The organism is Prosthecobacter dejongeii (assembly GCF_014203045.1).
GTDB classification, from domain to species: Bacteria; Verrucomicrobiota; Verrucomicrobiia; order Verrucomicrobiales; family Verrucomicrobiaceae; genus Prosthecobacter; species Prosthecobacter dejongeii.
The window spans coordinates 222,561-237,796 of the sequence record NZ_JACHIF010000006.1; the positions used below are offsets into that span (position 1 = coordinate 222,561).

A 15,236-nucleotide genomic window follows, 5' to 3' on the forward strand; every position below is an offset into this window, starting at 1 on the left:
GCTAAACCCACAACACACCTCGAAATGCCCGTCGCTACACCTGCCCAATACCGTGCCATGCTCGATGCCGCCCAGAAAGGCGGTTACGCCTACCCGGCCATCAATGTGACCTCCCTGCCCACCATCAACGGTGCGCTGAAGGCCTTTGCCGAATCGAAGTCGGACGGCATCATCCAGGTTTCCACGGGTGGCGGTGAGTTCGCATCCGGCACTGCGGTGAAAGACATGGCCCTGGGGGCCATCGTGCTGGCTGAGGCCGTGCACATCCTGGCCGAGAAGTATGATGTCCTTATTGCCCTCCACACGGATCATTGCCATCCGAAGAACGTCGAGAAATTCCTGAAGCCACTCTTGGCCGCTACCAAGGCCCGTCGCGATGCTGGCAAGGGCAACCTTTTCAACAGCCACATGTTCGATGGTTCCGAGCTGCCTCTGGAAGAGAACATGCGCATCTCCAAGGAACTGCTCCAGCAGTGTGCAGAACTGGACATCATCCTCGAGATCGAAGCGGGTGTGGTCGGTGGTGAAGAAGACGGTCACGACACCTCCGGTGTGGCCAATGACAAGCTCTACACCACCCCCGAAGACATGCTGACCGTGTATGAGACGCTCAATGGCGTGGGGCGCTTCATGTTCGCCGCCACCTTTGGCAATGTCCACGGTGCCTACAAGCCAGGTGCGGTGAAGCTGAAGCCCACCATTCTCAAGGATGGCCAGGCTGCCGTCATCGGCAAATACGGCGAGAAGGCCGAGATGGACCTCGTTTTCCACGGCGGCAGCGGCACCCCGCTGGAAGAAATCCGCGAGACTTTGGGCTATGGCGTCATCAAGATGAACATTGATACGGACACCCAGTATGCCTTCACCCGCCCCATCGTAGGCCACATCATGAAGAACTATGATGGCGTGCTGAAGATTGATGGCGAAGTGGGCGACAAAAAAGCCTACGATCCCCGCGGTTACCTCAAGAAGGGTGAACAGGGCCTCTGCGAACGCATGAAGGAAGCCTGCGACGACCTGCTAAGCACGGGCAACACCATCTTCGGCAAGGTTTAATCCTTCCAAAACATCTTGAAAGCCGGGGGGAGATTTCTCCTCCCGGCTTTTTTGTGATGGGCCACGACAGTCGAGCAGTCACTACACGCTGAGGTGGCGTGAAACATCAACGCGTCGCCATAAGGTCCTCGATTTCATCGGCCTCAATGGGGATGCTGGCCATGAGGTCGGTGTTGCGATCGCTACCGATGAGGAGGTTATTTTCCAGGCGGATGCCCAGGCCTTCTTCGCGGATGTAAATGCCGGGCTCCACGGTGAAGACCATGCCTGCTTGGATGGGTTTCCAGGTCTGGCCTACATCATGCACATCAATGCCCAGGTGATGGCTGGTGCCATGGGGGAAATACTTTTTATAAAGCGGGCGTTCGGGATCCTGCTTCTCCACATCGTCCCGATCCAGTAGGCCCAGGCCGATGAGCTCGGAGGTCATCACTTTGCCCACTTCCTCTTGAAATTCACGGATCACCACACCCGGGCGTAGCATCTGCGAAGCTTCACGAAAGACCTTCAGTACTGCTGCATACACCTGACACTGACGCGCGGAAAAGCGACCATTGACAGGGATGGTGCGGGTGAGGTCGGCATTATAATTTGCATAGTTGGCAGCCACATCCAGCAGCAGCATTTCACCGTCCTGGCATTGGCAGTGATTGGTGATGTAGTGCAGCACGCAGGCATTGGCCCCACTGGCGATGATGGGCGTGTAGGCAAAACCGCGCGCGCGCTGGCGGATGAATTCGTGAGAGAGCTCGGCCTCGATTTCAAACTCATGAACGCCCGGTTTAACGAACTTCAGCAAACGGCGGAAGCCCGCCTCGGTGATGCGGATGGCTTCCTGCAGCGTCTCGATTTCAGCCGCCTGTTTGATGCTGCGCAGGTCATGCATCAGCGGGGCTAGGCGACGGTAATCATGGAGCGGATACTCCCGCAGGCAGCGGTGGGTAAAGCGAGTCTCACGCGTCTCCGTGGGGATGGTGGCGCGTGGGTGCTCGTTCGAGTTCAAATACACCTGTTGCGCCTGGCACATGACTTGGCGGAAAGGGGCCTCAAACTCGTGCAACCAATGCACGCGAGAGATGCCGGAGCGGCTGGTGGCAGCCTCCTTGGTCAGCTTTTCACCTTCCCAGAGGGCGATGTGTTCATTGGTTTCCCGAACAAAAAGCATTTCACGCATTTTCTCATCCGGGGCGTCTGGGAACAGCACCAAGATGCTCTCCTCCTGGTCAATGCCGCTGAGGTGATAGAGATCGCTGTTTTGGACAAAACCTAGGCTGCCATCGGCATTGGTCGGCAGCACATCATTCGAGTGCAGAATCACCACGGCACCTGGAGGCAGTTGTTTGTAAAGACGCTGGCGATTGCTGACAAAGAGGTCTGCGGGAAGAGGAGTGTAACGCATGAATTTTGGGGATATTCTGGCACGTCATGGCCGCTGCGCCAAGCAAACTAGCCAGGTGTCAATGAGGTAGGAGGAGTCGCGTGGGGAGGCTTTCTTAAGCCAGCAGGCCGTGCAGGATCTCGCCATGCACGTCCGTGAGTCGGAAGTCACGTCCCTGGAATTTGAAGGTCAGCTTCTCATGGTCCAGCCCCAGCAAGTGCAGGAGGGTGGCATGGATGTCATGCACGTGAGCTTTCTGCTCCACGCCGTCAAACCCGAGTTCATCCGTCTTTCCGTAGGTTTGTCCAGGCTTGATACCACCGCCGGCGAACCACATGGTGAAGGCATCAATGTGGTGATTTCGTCCCGTTTTATCGCGGTTTTCTCCCATGGGTGTGCGGCCAAATTCACCACCCCAGACCACCAGAGTTTCCTCCAGCAGACCTCGAGATTTTAGGTCATGGATCAGCGCTGCGCAGCCTTGATCCACCTGGTGTACCACTTTGGGGAAGTCATCTTCCAGCGTCTCGCCCTTGCCACCATGGCTGTCCCAGTTCGTGTGGTAGAGCTGCACAAAGCGTACGCCGCGCTCCACCAGACGACGGGCTAACAAACAGTTGCGAGCAAACGATGGCTGTGTGGGATCCACCCCGTAGAGATCCAGTGTGGCCTTGGACTCACCCTGGATGTCTATCAACTCAGGCGCGCTGGATTGCATGCGGTAGGCCATTTCATAGGCATTGATGCGGGTCTGGATCTCATCATCGCCCGTGGCCACCAGCCGCTTCATGTTCATACCCCGCACCGCATCAATGACGCGGCGCTGACTGCGGGCGTCCACGCTCGCGGGAGTGGTCAGGTTCAAGATAGGCTCCCCCTGGCTGCGCAGGGGCACACCTTGATACGTGGTGGGCAAAAAGCCGCTGCCCCAGTTCACCGCGCCGCCACGGGGGCCGCGCGGACCGCTTTGCAAGACGACGAAGCCTGGCAGATCGCTGGACTCACTGCCGATGCCGTAGGTCACCCAGGAACCCATGCTGGGCCGCCCGAACTGGCCACTGCCTGTATTCATGAAAAGCTTGGCCGGGGCATGGTTAAAAAGCGTGGTCTGGCAGGTGGTCACCACACTGATGTCATCCACGATGCCTGCCGTGTAAGGTAGCATATCACTCACCCAGGTGCCGCTTTGCCCACGCTGTTTGAATTCCTTGCGCGTACCCAGCAGCTTCACGCCATGGCTGCTGCCCATGAAGGCGAATCGTTTCCCTTCGATGTAACTTTGCGGAATGGGCTGGCCATTGAGCTTTTGCAACACGGGCTTGTAGTCGAACAATTCGAGTTGCGAGGGCCCGCCTGCCATGAACAGGAAAATGACGTTTTTCGCCTTGGCCGGGTGGGTTCCCCGCGTGGGCACCCCGGGGCCTGGCTGGGCTGCGGCGGCACTGGCTGCATTCAGCCCGCGCTCCGCCATCAGCGAAGCCAGCGCCACGCTGCCGATCCCCATACTGCATTGGCTGAAGAAATGGCGTCGAGTCGCCTGGAGGAGAGCATCGGGTGCAGGGGGCATAGGACTTCCCATTTACGTCAGCAATGGAGGCGTTGTTTCCCATAGGCTCTCTTTTGTATTTGTTAGACACAAAACAGCCCGTGAAAGTTCACGGGCTGTGGAGAGATTTTGACCCTGCGAAAAGCAGAAGGCCAATTGGCTTTATTTAGGCAGCAACACGGTGTCGATCACGTGGATCACACCATTGCTTGCAGCGATGTCGGTCTTCACAACAGTGGCCTTGTCAATCGTGACCTTGCCGTCAGCAACCTTGATGGAGGCTTCCTGGCCATTCACGGTTTTGACGTCTCCAGATTTCACATCAGCCGCCAGGACTTTGCCTGCCACGACGTGGTAAGTGAGGATGGAAGTCAGTTTTTCTTTGTTCTCAGGCTTCAGCAGATCTTCGACCGTGCCTGCTGGCAGTTTGGCAAAGGCTTCGTCCGTTGGGGCAAAGACTGTGAATGGACCTTCGCCGCTGAGAGTTTCCACCAGGCCCGCTGCCTTCACCGCAGCGACGAGAGTCTTGAATTGGCCTGCACCTGCGGCCACGCCCACGATGGTCTTGTCATCGGCAGCGCGTGCCTGAGAGGTGATGCCAGTGACGGCCATGGCAAGGATGGTGGCGAATAGGGATAGTGTTTTCATGAGTAAGTTTTTGGATGGTTTGTAAATCGGAGATGCTACACAGCTCTCTCCGGCATCAAAAACGCAGCTCATCGCCTTTTGGCGCTGATGTTTAATTTTTTATATTCACGGCCGATTGGCATCCGCAAACTTCGACAGCGCGTTCACGCGAACGAGTGCCAATGCATTTGGAATAACCAAAAGGGTAAAATTTTTTTGTTGTTTTTGCTTGATGCTTAGGATGATTTTTTTCGTGGAGATAACGTCGCATCGTGATGGCAAAAGAGATGATCAGAACGGGCTGCACCTTGCGCTAGGGCGGGGGCCGCGCTACACGCCTGCATGCGTGTTATTTTCGCTCTTTTTTTGTTTGTTGCCCCCGCTCTCGCTGAGACGGTGATCCAGGTGAATCCCCGTGGTGCCATCGCCTCACCTCAGGCTGCGATTGAGCAGGTGCGTGCGTTGCGTCAGGGCGGCGAAAAAGGGGCGGTGGCCGTGGAGTTTGCGGCTGGAGATTACTTCATTGAGCAAGCTCTGAAACTCAGTGCTGCGGATAGCGGGACGAGCACGGGACCTACGGTTTATCGGGCGGCGAAAGATGCCCGGGTGACTTTCACGGGTGGGAAAAAGGTGACGGGGTGGAAGCAGGTGGAAGACGGGCTATGGCAGGCGGAGGTGAAGGGGAAATTTGAGCAGTTCTGGATCAATGGCCGCCGTGCGGTGAGGGCACGCACGCCGAATGCGTTGGGAAATAGGCCGGGGGCGGTGGGTGGGTATTTTAATGCGAAATCGCAAGCGGCGGCCGACATGTTTCAGGGGCTGAGCAAGCCGAGTTTTGAAGCCTTTGTCGCACGCCCAGCGGACTACGAAGTGCTGAAAGGCATCCCCAAGGATGAGCGCAGTGAGGTGCTGCTGACGGTCATGCAGACCTGGACGGTGGGCCAGTGCCGGATCAAGGAACTCAATGACGAACCGCGGGCCGTTCGCATCGTGGGAGCCGCACGTTATCCCTTTGTCGAGTTTGAGCCAGACCAGCGCTGGTATGTGGAAAACTTCCGCGCGGCGCTGGATGCTCCTGGCGAGTGGTTCCTCTCCCAGGCTGGCCAGTTGCTATACAAACCGCTGCCCGGTGAGGACATGAATACCGTGGAAGCCATCGTGCCCGTGACGGAGAAACTGTTGCTGCTGGAGAGTGTGCAGCATGTCCGTTTTGAAAGACTTACCTTCGCGCACACGCAGCATCTCTATGGTCCAGCGGGGTATCACGATGGGCAGGCGGCAGCAGGGGTGGGCGCGGTGGTGGAGCTAGATCGCAGCCAGCACATCGGTTTCCAAAACTGTGAAATGAAACACACAGGTGGTTATGCCATCTGGTTTCGCACCGCTTGTGCCCACAGTGAATTGAGCCACTGCTACCTGCATGACCTCGGCGGCGGTGGTGTGCGGCTGGGAGATATCAAGATGCCGAATGAAGACACGCTCACACATCACATCGTGGTGGATGACTGCATCATCCACAGCGGCGGGCGTCTCTTTCCCAGCGCGTGTGGGGTCTTCCTGGCTCATGCGGCGGACTGTGAGGTCACGCACTGTGACATCGGAGATCTTTATTACACGGGCATCAGCGCGGGCTGGCTGTGGGGTTACAAACACAGCCCGTCGAAGCGGAATCGGCTGGACTTTAATCACATCCACCATCTGGGCTGGGGGGTGCTGAGTGACATGGGCGGCTTTTATGGCCTGGGCCGCAGCGAGGGCACCACGGTGAGCCATAACCATGTGCACGATGTGGGCAGCTACCGCTACGGCGGCTGGGGCCTCTACACGGATGAAGGCAGCACTGGGGTGACGCTGACGCACAATGTGGTGCATGACACCAGCGAGTCCACCTTTCACCAGCACTACGGCAAATGGAACCAGGTGAGTCACAATGTTTTTGCTTACGGTCGCAAGGCGCAGATCCAGCGTTCGCGAGCGGAAAAACACGCCTCCTTTGCCTATGAGAACAACGTGGTGATCTATGACATCCCCAAGTTGCTGGATGGCACCTGGTACAATTGGGAAACGGGCACCTATGAGATGCGCAATAATCTGTATTGGAACAGTGTTGGGCTGCCCGTGCTGTTTCATGACACGGACCTTGCTGGTTGGCAAAAAAGGACCGGCCATGATGAAGGCAGCCTCGTGGCAGATCCTTTGTTTGTGGATGCGGCGAAGCGTGACTTTCGCCTGAAAAAGGAAAGTCCGGCGCTGAAGATGGGCTTCATCCCTGGGGATGTCAGTCAGGCGGGTGTGCGTGGGGAGGGGGAGTGGAAAAAACAGGCCACATCCCTGAGCTTTCCCGATTTCTGGGAGGTGTCGAAACCCTGGCCCATGCCGCCTTATGAGGTGAGGGAGGACTTTGAAAGCATGGGGCTCAGCTTCCCAGTGCTGCCGCGTCAGGAAATCCGCTGGCAGAACAAAGGCGACAGCATCTACGTGGTGGAAGGTGAGGCCGTGAGCGGTAAGCGCAGCCTGAAGATCACCGATGCCCCCGGCCTGGACCCTAGCTGGGATCCGCACTTGGTGCTGAAGCCCGGGTTTAAGGCGGGTAAGGTCACCGTCGCCTTTCAGGTGCGGATGGAAAAGGGCGCGAAGTTTTTTGTGGACTGGCGTGATTCTGGTCAGAAGTACCTCACAGGGCCAAGCCTGGCCTTTGAAGGAGAAAGCATCCTCGAGCGCCGTAGCAAAAAGAAAGTCGCCTTTCCGTCTGGAACCTGGGCGCGGGTGGAAATGACGGCGACGCTGGGGGAAAAAGCTCCCGGCAAGTGGTCGATCAAAATCACCCCAGCCGGTCAGCCGACCCAGGAGTTCGAGGATCTGCCCTGTGATGCCGACTGGAATGAACTCGCCTGGTTGGGCTTTGTCAGCACGGCCACGGAGAAGGTGGCCTTTTGGCTGGATGATCTGCAGGTGGTGGCGGAGTAAAGGGGGCTTCTTTCCGTCTTCGTTGATCTTTTCCTCGCGACTTTTGCGCATGGGATGGCAATCTCCGCAGACTTCTACCCATGCCTGACCCGATTGCCCCAGATCCTGACTCTCTCGATAAAATGAAAAGCCTGCCCAAGCGGGCGTGGGTCTCTATTGCGTTGGTGTTGGGAGTTTCTTTGTTGAATGCCTTCAATGACAACCTGTTGAAGATGATGCTGGTGGGGCTGGTGCCGAAGGTAACCACCGGACCTTTGGCCGATAACATCGGCATATGGCTGGGGGCGATGCTCCTGCTGCCCTTCATTTTGTTCGCTCCCCTGGCAGGGTATTTTGCGGACCGTTATTCCAAGCGGTCACTCATTTTAGTGATGCTGGTGGCGCAGTCCGTTATCCTTTTGCTCGCGGGCCTGTGTTTCCACTTAGCCCTGGGGGATCTGAGCATACTTCTGGCTTTAGGTGCCTTTTTCCTCCTGGCAACCCAAGCCACTTTTTACAGTCCGGGGAAGATGGGCATTCTGAAGGAAATCGTTGGATCCCGCAGGTTGGGCATGGTGGCTGGCTGGCTCCAGATGGTGGCCATGATCGGCATCCTGGCCGGTTTAGGCCTCGGCGGTGCCTGGTTTGATGCTCTTTACGATGGGCACAAGAATGCCTGGTGGGCTGCGGCGGAGCCGATCTGGTGGCTGTTTGGCGTGGCGATGGTGGCCATGGTGGTGGGTTTTTACATCCAGCGCACGCCGGCGCATCCTCACGTGAAGTATCATCACGGTCTGTGGTGGGAGCATTTTAAGCACCTGAAAGAAAGCCTTTCGTCTCTGCCCATGCGCCGGGCTTTCTTTGGTAATTCCACGTATTGGTTTGTGGCTAGTATGGTCGCCGCCATGTTTGTGGACATCGGCGTGGCCCTGCATCCGGATCTGAATGTGGGCGGGGCAGCGACGGAGTCCTCAAAGATGACCCTCATGGTGGGGATCGGTACGGTGGTGGGCAGCCTTTTCATCTCCTGGGTGAATCGCCGTGGCGTGCAGCTTGGCATCATTCCGCTGGGGGCTTTGGGGCTCGCGGGAAGCTTGTTTTGGGCTGGGCTGACTCCGGTGAATTCCGAGGCGTTTTTATGGGTCTTGGGCCTTATCGGCTTCATGGGCGGCTGCTACATGGTGCCCATCCAGACCTTCATTCAGGATACGGCAGATTCGGAAAAACGCGGGCGTGTGCTGGCCTCCATGAATCTGCTAGACAGTGTGGCTGGGGTGCTGGCCGTGGCTGTGCTAGTGGGACTGAAGGCTCTGGGACTTAGTTTCCAAGGGCAGTTTTGGCTGCTGGGTGTGCTCATGCTGGTGGCTACGGTGTACATCGTGCAGCTCCTACCGCATTACCTGCTGCGTTTTGTGGCCCTGGCGATCGTGAAGACGATCTACAAGGTGAAGTCTGTGCACCATGAGCGTATCCCGAAAGATGGTGGCACCATGCTGCTGCCGAACCACGTGAGTTACGTGGATGCCTTCATCATGGGGGCCTCCTGCACGCGGCAGGTACGCTTTGTGATGTGGGATGCGCTTTATAACATCCCGGCCATGACCTGGTTTGTGAAGATCTGCGGTACGGTGCCTATCTCGCCGACTCGGGCGAAGGATGCGGTGCGGACCGTTGGTGCCGCCCTGAAGGAGGGGCGAATTGTCTGCCTTTTCCCAGAGGGTCAGATCACCCGCCACGGCATCGTCAATGACCTGCGCAAAGGCTACGAACTCATGGCCCGCCAGGGCGATGCACAGGTGGTGCCTGCCTATATGGATGGCCTCTATGGCAGCATCTTTTCCTTTGAAGGGGGGCTGTTTTTCAAAAAATGGCCGAAGAACCTGCGCTACCCGGTGACGGTCTATTTCGGACACCCGATCCCGGCCAAAGAAGCCACGGCAGAGGCGGTGCGTGCCCAGATTTTGGCCCTCAGCGCCGAGGCCATCCTGAGCCGTCGCGACTTCCAAAATACGGATCATGCCGACAAGCAGCAGATCATCGGAAATGCCCTCCGTCTCATGGAATGTGAATGGGTACGCCAGGGGGAAACCCTGCTGTGTCTGGCCCCCGTGGGCAGTGTCATTCACCAGACGCTCCTCGCTTTTGCAGACATGAAAGGCCGCGTGCGCGTAGTGACTGAGGCCGCCAGCATCAGCGGCTGTGCCGAAAATAGCGTGGTGGCCGTGGGCGATGCTACCCTGGTGCAAAAGTTGGAAGGCGTGGTGGAATGGTCGCGACTGGGCAAATACGCCATGCTTTGGGCGGATGCCCAAGTGCCCGTCTCTGAGGACGTGACGATCTACCGTGGACTGCTGCACCAGGAAACGGGGGCCCTCATCGCCACCTGTGTGCCTGACCCAGAAATGCCCGAGGGCGAACGCGGTCTGCAACTGGGCATCATGCCCAATACCTATGGCCGCCTGCTGCCAGGGTATGCAGTAAAGACCAGCGTAGAAGGGCTGGAGATCTCCATGCTGACGCCCAAGAATCCTGGCCCGGTGGTCCTCCCTGGCATCAAGATGGATGAGCGGGGCTTCTTGCTGCCAGTGCTCTAAAACGGTGAGTGGCAGGTGTAATGATTCTCACCTGCCACTTTCTTGGATTTTAAGCTACGCGGCTGATGAAGTTGGTATGCGTGTCACTGAAGGCAGGCTCCTCGCCAGCATCGCCTAGAGGCTGGGTTTCACCCCCATCCTCAGGAGTGGGATTCAGCAGGGAATCGAGTAAAAGCTGGCTATCCTCCAGGAAGGTCTCGGCCGTGCGTTTCAGGAAGTCACCCTCCTCCGCCCGCGTGTGCAGAATGACCAGTGTGCAGTCGCCGCGAAAGCAGACCAGTGCATGACAGACATCGTAGCCAAACCAAAAGGTCTCCGTATTGCGATCTCCGCCACTGGAAAAGTGGTCTCGCCCATCATGCACGGTCTGCAGCAGACGCTCGGCACGGAATTCCTCATAGGGCAGGAGATTTAGCAGAATCTGTCGCCGCCAGCCCAGCAGCAGGCCATTGACCGCACCTGCATGTTTGAGGCGCTCCAGAGCGGAACGCAGGGAAGGGGTAATGTTTGCAGCCATGGTTTAAGCCTCCTGGGTGGTAAGACGGGTGAGAGAATCGAAAAGCAGAGTTTTTTTGCCGATGAGGGAACCTGCCCCTGGATCATTGGGACTCGTGCCTTCGCCAAAGTAGGCGTAGCTCACGGTCAGGTCCTCTTCCTGGAGGGTGCCTGTCCAGGCATGGCCCAGGTTCAGGGCTTCACCAATCTTGGAAGCGAAATGCCGGAGACCTTGAAAGTCGGCAGCAAAGGCGTCCACCAGTTCCTGGTCGGCGGAGCTTTCGACAAGACCGTCTTTAAGGGTGAAGAGAGTCAGGGGCGGGGGGTGGGCTGCGCTCATACCTCTTCTTCGTGTCAAAAAGCTGTTTCGATGGCAAGCCTAGACCGCTGAGAGCAAAATATTTTTCCGCCAGCGCTGTTGCACGTTGCATGGTTGCCTCGTGCTGGAGGGATGGGGGTGTCCGTATTTTTGGTTAGTCGGGATCAGGGGAAGATAAAAACAGAGAGGTGCAGCGGATGCCTACCTTGATGAGACAGGTTCTTCCTTGAGCCTGGGGCAGTCTCCGCTATATCATGGGTATGGTCGCTGTCGCCACCCCCACCCTGGTTTCTGAAATCCTCCGCCTCAAGAAGGAGCGGAATGCTGTCATTCTGGCTCACAACTATCAGTCCAAAGAGATTCAGGAGATCGCCGATTTTGTCGGGGACTCCCTCGGGCTGGCCTACCACGCGAAGGAGACGGATGCGGATGTGATCGCCTTTTGCGGGGTGCATTTCATGGCGGAGACGGCGAAGATCGTGAACCCGACGAAGACTGTGATCCTGCCGGATGCGGATGCCGGCTGCTCGCTGGAGCAAAGCTGTCCTGGGCCGCAGTTGGAGGCTTTCTTGAAAGCGAATGCGGAGAAGAACTATTACGTCATCGCTTACATCAATTGCAGCGCGCATGTGAAAGCGTTGAGCGACTGCATCTGCACCAGCGGCAATGCGGTGAAAATCGTCAATGCCGCGCCGCAGGATCGCCCGATCCTATTCGTGCCGGACCAAAACCTGGGTAGCTGGGTGATGGAGCAGACGGGCCGTAAGATGGACCTCTGGAAAGGGGCCTGCTACGTGCATGTGGAGTTTACCCGCGACAGCATCCAGGCGATCAAGGACGAGTATCCAGACGCCGCCGTGGTGGCGCACCCGGAGTGCACGTATGCGGTGCGCGTGCTGGCGGATGTCGTTTGCTCGACCGAAAAGATGGTGCACTACTGCCAGGCCAGCGAGGCCAGCACCTTTATCATCGTGACGGAAAGCGGCATGCTGCATCGCCTAGAGCGCGAGGTGCCAGGCAAACGTTTCATCCCCGGTCCCACCGGCCACTGTGCCTGTGCGGACTGCCGCTATATGAAAATGAATACGCTGCAAAAGCTGCACGACTCCCTGCGTGATCTCACCCCCCAGGTGAACATGCCTGAGGACATCCGTGCACGAGCGGAGAAGCCGATTTTGCGCATGCTGGAACTCAGCCGGTGATTTTTTGTTGGTAGCCTGAGGTTAGGGGCACGTGGTTAGGCGGGTGGTTGCGATTATTCCTCGCGACCTACGTGCTGTAGCCGCGTATTCTCCCCTCATGAATCCCGATCATCGCCGGAATCTCTGCGTCATTCTCAATCGTGAATCTGGCACCCTTTGCACCCTGGGGCCGGATGTGGTGGAGGCAGGGCTGAAGGAGGTCTTTGAAGAACTGGGCTGCACGGTAGAGATCCAGCAGGTGCCTGGGAAAGAGGTGCGCAAGGCTCTGGAAAATGCCCGCGATGGCGGGGCAGATGCCGTGATCGTAGGTGGTGGCGATGGCACCGTGGCCACAGCGGCGACGGTCTTTGCCGGGCATGACAAGCCCCTGGGCATCCTACCCCTGGGCACCTTCAATCTGGCTGCGCGGGATGTGGGCATGCCGCTGGACTGGAAGGAGGCTGCCCGTGCGCTGGTGACCGCCCCAGAAGGCAAGATGGACCTGCTGGATGTGGCGGGAAATCTCTACATGTGCGTGGTGGTGCTGGGTTTTTATCCGGCCCTGGTCATGGGCAGGCCTGAGTATCATGGGAGCTGGATTGTGAAATCTTGCCGGACGATGTGGGATGCCCTTCGCAGCGCGGCCACGTATCCGCCATTGCATCTTTGCCTTCAGGAAGGTGACCGCATCGAGCGCCACCGCACCCGCATCGCCCTGCTGGCCAATAACGACTACGAGGACATCTTCGGCATCATCCCCAAACGCCGCAGTCTGGATGCCGGTTACTTCACGGTTTACATCTCGAAGCACCAGACCCGCTTTGGCCTCCTGCGTTCCTTCATTGCCTGGGTCATGGGCCGCTGGAAAGAGGACCGCGAAATCGTGGTCATGCATGCCACTGATCTCGAGATCCGAGTGACTCGGAAACGCCGCATCCCGGTGATGATGGATGGGGAGCTGGAGAAACTGCCCGTGCCCCTGCGGGTGAAATTGGTGCCGAAAGCGTTGCTGGTCATCGCCCCACGTTTGGCTGAAGAGGTGGAATCTGAACCCGCCTCCTAATCATGCGTCTGGTCCACATTTCGGATCTCCACTTCGGGGCCGTGAGCCCTGATCTACCGGCCTTTCTCCGTGAGGCCATTTTGAAGGCAAACCCGGAGCTGCTTATCGTGAGCGGGGATCTCACTCAGCGCGGACGCGCGCGCGAGTTCGAGGAAGCACGGGTTTTTCTGGACTCCATTGCCATCCCGCAACTCGTGGTGCCGGGGAACCACGACGTGCCACGCTGGTGGGTGGTGTGGGAGCGCTTTCGCCGCCCCTGGCGGCATTTCCGCCGACTGGTGCAGGAAGACCTGGAGCCTGTGTGGAGCCGCCCGGGGCTGTTTGTCATGGGCACCAATTCAGCGCGCACCGCAGGCTGGCACCTGGACTGGTCGCGCGGGCGGCTGTCGCATCATCAGATGGCGCGCATGGTGAAGCTGGGGCAGGCGGTGGATGAAGATTCCCTGCGGGTGCTGGTGGTGCACCATCCCCCCGCAGCGCCTCCACAGGGCACACGGCGGCATCTCATCGGGCGGCAGCGCGAGTTTTCCCAATCGGTGAACCTTGCCGGGGTGGACCTTGTGCTGGCGGGACATTTCCACATCAGCTATGCACAGACACTGCGGCTCAGTGGGGGCAGTGCCGCACGGAATTGTGTGCTGTCGGCAGTGTCCACGGCCATCTCGCATCGCTTGAAGGGCGAGCCTAACGGATTCCACGTCATCGAGGGCGATGCCCGCAAGCTCAGCATCCAGGCCTGGACCTGGGACGGGATGGCATACAAGCCGGGCAGGCTGTGGCGTTTTCAGCGTGGAGAAGGAAAGCGGGACTGGCAGGAGGTGTGATGGATATCCACGCTGTTTTGTGGGTCACAGGGTTGCTCGTTCTGCCTACCTTCCGCGCCGCAGGCCTTCCACCAGTTTTTCTCCAGCCGCCCGCAGCGTCTCCTCTTTTTTGGCGAAGTGGAAGCGGATGAAACGATGCTCAGGCTCGCGGTAAAAGCTGGACCCCGGCACGCCCGTCACGCCCACCTCCTGGGTCATCCAGGCGGCGGCCTCTGTATCCGTGGCAAAGCCCAGCGGGCTGATGTCCAGCAGCGTGTAGTAGGCCCCTTGGGGCTCGGAAAAGGACAGCCCGGTCTGGCGCATGTAGCCCAGGAAGACATCCCGTTTCGCATCATAGTCGCGTTGCAGTTCCTCGTAGTAACTCGCGGGGAAATCCAGAGCTGTAACCGCCGCCTCTTGCAATGGTGCAGCAGCACCCACCGTAAGGAAGTCATGCACCTTCTTCGCCCGTGAAATCAGGTTTTCCGGGGCGATCACATGGCCCAGTCGCCAGCCCGTGATGGAGTAAGTTTTTGACAGGGAGCCACAGCTCAGCGTGCGCTCCCACATGCCCGGCAGCGTGGCAAAGTAGGTGTGCTGGTGCGGGGCATACACGATGTGCTCATACACCTCATCCATCAGCACAAAGGCATCGAACTCCTCCGCCAGTCCGGCGATGAACAGCAGCTCCTCACGTGTGAAAACCTTGCCGCAGGGGTTGGAGGGATTGCAGATAACGATGGCCTTAGCCCCATCGGCAAAAGCTTGGCGCAGCTCCGTGCGGTCGAATTCAAAGTTAGGCGCATGGAGTGTGATGTGTACTGGGATGGCTCCGGAAAGGATGGCATCGGCAGCGTAGTTCTCGTAGAAGGGGGAGAAGACGATCACCTTGTCGCCCGGGTCGCAGGCCGTCATCATGGCCACCATCATCGCCTCTGTGCTGCCGCAGGTCACCACCAGGTGCCGGTCCGCATCCAGATCCAGCCCTGTATATTGCGAATGCTTGCGAGCCAGCGCCTGGCGGAAACGGGGAGCCCCCCACGTGACCGCATACTGATGATGCGGTCCGCGAATGGCCACGGCGAGGGCTTCGATGAGTTCCGCCGACGGATCAAAGTCTGGAAACCCCTGGGCCAGATTGATGGACCCATGACGGTTCGAAAGACGCGTCATCTCCCGGATGACGGATTCAGTAAAGACTTCGAGGCGGCGTGCTGGCTGAGGCATG

At 58.3% G+C, this 15,236-nt stretch carries 12 protein-coding genes; 6 read left to right on the forward strand and 6 right to left on the reverse strand.

Translation table 11 applies throughout. From position 1 onward, the window contains the following. Positions 1 to 24 precede the first annotated feature (24 nt). Positions 25 to 1,056, forward strand: coding sequence for a class II fructose-bisphosphate aldolase (fbaA, locus tag HNQ64_RS15145; RefSeq protein ID WP_184210076.1), 1,032 nt, complete (start codon positions 25 to 27; stop codon positions 1,054 to 1,056). 106 nt (positions 1,057 to 1,162) lie between these two features. Here the strand turns inward: fbaA and HNQ64_RS15150 are convergent, their stop codons facing one another. From HNQ64_RS15150 to HNQ64_RS15160, 3 genes are all read right to left on the reverse strand, one after another. Beyond that, complete coding sequence (locus HNQ64_RS15150) at positions 1,163 to 2,455, reverse strand: aminopeptidase P N-terminal domain-containing protein (protein ID WP_184210078.1); 1,293 nt, start codon at positions 2,453 to 2,455, stop codon at positions 1,163 to 1,165. A gap of 94 nt (positions 2,456 to 2,549) precedes the next feature. After that, positions 2,550 to 4,001 carry a DUF1501 domain-containing protein gene (locus HNQ64_RS15155; RefSeq protein ID WP_184210079.1) on the reverse strand — a complete coding sequence of 484 codons (1,452 nt, stop codon included), beginning with the start codon at positions 3,999 to 4,001 and terminating at the stop codon, positions 2,550 to 2,552. 141 nt (positions 4,002 to 4,142) lie between these two features. Next, positions 4,143 to 4,628, reverse strand: coding sequence for a fasciclin domain-containing protein (locus HNQ64_RS15160; protein ID WP_184210081.1), 486 nt, complete (start codon positions 4,626 to 4,628; stop codon positions 4,143 to 4,145). Between the two features lie 321 nt (positions 4,629 to 4,949). On the opposite strand from HNQ64_RS15160, the gene HNQ64_RS15165 reads away from it, so the two are divergent. Both HNQ64_RS15165 and HNQ64_RS15170 read left to right on the forward strand, forming a co-directional pair. Beyond that, positions 4,950 to 7,574, forward strand: a complete 2,625-nt coding sequence (locus HNQ64_RS15165) for a right-handed parallel beta-helix repeat-containing protein (protein WP_184210082.1) — start codon at positions 4,950 to 4,952, stop codon at positions 7,572 to 7,574. A gap of 80 nt (positions 7,575 to 7,654) precedes the next feature. Further along, the gene (locus HNQ64_RS15170; protein ID WP_184210084.1) at positions 7,655 to 10,147 is read left to right on the forward strand and encodes an MFS transporter; all 2,493 of its coding nucleotides are present in this window, start codon (positions 7,655 to 7,657) and stop codon (positions 10,145 to 10,147) included. Between the two features lie 49 nt (positions 10,148 to 10,196). Here the strand turns inward: HNQ64_RS15170 and HNQ64_RS15175 are convergent, their stop codons facing one another. Together HNQ64_RS15175 and HNQ64_RS15180 are read right to left on the reverse strand one after the other, a co-directional pair. Continuing rightward, a complete protein-coding gene (locus HNQ64_RS15175) occupies positions 10,197 to 10,664 on the reverse strand; it encodes a hypothetical protein (protein ID WP_184210086.1) in 468 nt (155 codons plus the stop codon). Positions 10,665 to 10,667: 3 nt separating this feature from the next. Further along, positions 10,668 to 10,982, reverse strand: a complete 315-nt coding sequence (locus HNQ64_RS15180) for a hypothetical protein (RefSeq protein ID WP_184210088.1) — start codon at positions 10,980 to 10,982, stop codon at positions 10,668 to 10,670. A gap of 239 nt (positions 10,983 to 11,221) precedes the next feature. Between HNQ64_RS15180 and nadA the strand changes: the two genes are divergently transcribed. The 3 genes from nadA to HNQ64_RS15195 all read left to right on the forward strand — a co-directional run bounded on the left by nadA (position 11,222) and on the right by HNQ64_RS15195 (position 14,029). After that, positions 11,222 to 12,163: a quinolinate synthase NadA gene (nadA, locus tag HNQ64_RS15185; RefSeq protein ID WP_184210090.1), complete on the forward strand. Its 942-nt coding sequence runs from the start codon at positions 11,222 to 11,224 to the stop codon at positions 12,161 to 12,163. A gap of 97 nt (positions 12,164 to 12,260) precedes the next feature. Next, positions 12,261 to 13,205, forward strand: a complete 945-nt coding sequence (locus HNQ64_RS15190) for a diacylglycerol/lipid kinase family protein (protein ID WP_184210092.1) — start codon at positions 12,261 to 12,263, stop codon at positions 13,203 to 13,205. Positions 13,206 to 13,207: 2 nt separating this feature from the next. Continuing rightward, positions 13,208 to 14,029, forward strand: coding sequence for a metallophosphoesterase family protein (locus HNQ64_RS15195; RefSeq protein ID WP_184210094.1), 822 nt, complete (start codon positions 13,208 to 13,210; stop codon positions 14,027 to 14,029). A gap of 45 nt (positions 14,030 to 14,074) precedes the next feature. On the opposite strand, the gene HNQ64_RS15200 is transcribed toward HNQ64_RS15195, so the two are convergent. Next, the gene (locus HNQ64_RS15200; RefSeq protein ID WP_184210096.1) at positions 14,075 to 15,235 is read right to left on the reverse strand and encodes a pyridoxal phosphate-dependent aminotransferase; all 1,161 of its coding nucleotides are present in this window, start codon (positions 15,233 to 15,235) and stop codon (positions 14,075 to 14,077) included. Position 15,236 lies beyond the last annotated feature (1 nt).

Excerpts from the sequence above, each read along its gene's own strand:
- HNQ64_RS15175 (WP_184210086.1), bottom strand. The coding sequence starts at position 10,664 with ATGGCTGCAAACATTACCCCTTCCCTGCGTTCCGCTCTGGAGCGCCTC.
- HNQ64_RS15200 (WP_184210096.1), bottom strand. The coding sequence starts at position 15,235 with ATGCCTCAGCCAGCACGCCGCCTCGAAGTCTTTACTGAATCCGTCATC.
- HNQ64_RS15195 (WP_184210094.1), top strand. The coding sequence starts at position 13,208 with ATGCGTCTGGTCCACATTTCGGATCTCCACTTCGGGGCCGTGAGCCCT.
- HNQ64_RS15165 (WP_184210082.1), top strand. The coding sequence starts at position 4,950 with ATGCGTGTTATTTTCGCTCTTTTTTTGTTTGTTGCCCCCGCTCTCGCT.
- fbaA (WP_184210076.1), top strand. The coding sequence starts at position 25 with ATGCCCGTCGCTACACCTGCCCAATACCGTGCCATGCTCGATGCCGCC.
- nadA (WP_184210090.1), top strand. The coding sequence starts at position 11,222 with ATGGTCGCTGTCGCCACCCCCACCCTGGTTTCTGAAATCCTCCGCCTC.
- HNQ64_RS15180 (WP_184210088.1), bottom strand. The coding sequence starts at position 10,982 with ATGAGCGCAGCCCACCCCCCGCCCCTGACTCTCTTCACCCTTAAAGAC.
- HNQ64_RS15170 (WP_184210084.1), top strand. The coding sequence starts at position 7,655 with ATGCCTGACCCGATTGCCCCAGATCCTGACTCTCTCGATAAAATGAAA.
- HNQ64_RS15150 (WP_184210078.1), bottom strand. The coding sequence starts at position 2,455 with ATGCGTTACACTCCTCTTCCCGCAGACCTCTTTGTCAGCAATCGCCAG.
- HNQ64_RS15190 (WP_184210092.1), top strand. The coding sequence starts at position 12,261 with ATGAATCCCGATCATCGCCGGAATCTCTGCGTCATTCTCAATCGTGAA.
- HNQ64_RS15160 (WP_184210081.1), bottom strand. The coding sequence starts at position 4,628 with ATGAAAACACTATCCCTATTCGCCACCATCCTTGCCATGGCCGTCACT.
- HNQ64_RS15155 (WP_184210079.1), bottom strand. The coding sequence starts at position 4,001 with ATGCCCCCTGCACCCGATGCTCTCCTCCAGGCGACTCGACGCCATTTC.